The 388-nt window shown below is 55.4% G+C and carries 1 pseudogene; it reads right to left on the bottom strand.

Annotated features, from left to right (window positions below):
* A pseudogene (locus J0A66_RS21955) lies at positions 1 to 388 on the bottom strand (excinuclease ABC subunit UvrA); the annotation flags it as partial.

Raw genomic sequence — 388 nt, 5'->3', positions numbered from 1 at the left:
CGCTCTTGTACCACAGGGGCCAGCAACATCAGCTTGGCGCCTTCTTCCATGGCCAGCACCTTGTCTACCATCTGGCTGATAGTCTGAGCATCCAAGGGCACATTATGCTCCGGACAGCGCGGCTCACCGACCCGGGCAAACAGCAAGCGCAGATAATCGTAGATTTCGGTGATAGTGCCCACGGTTGAACGCGGATTATGCGAGGTGGACTTCTGCTCTATGGAGATGGCTGGCGACAGCCCTTCAATATGGTCTACATCGGGCTTTTCCATCATGGATAGGAACTGGCGCGCATAGGCAGACAGGGATTCTACGTAACGGCGCTGTCCCTCGGCATACAAGGTGTCGAATGCCAATGACGATTTGCCTGAACCGGACAAACCGGTGA

This window comes from Bowmanella dokdonensis (assembly GCF_017254865.1).
GTDB lineage: Bacteria > Pseudomonadota > Gammaproteobacteria > Enterobacterales > Alteromonadaceae > Bowmanella > Bowmanella dokdonensis.
The sequence above is the reverse complement of the archived record's forward strand: the minus strand, read 5'-3'. Positions and strand labels throughout refer to the sequence as shown.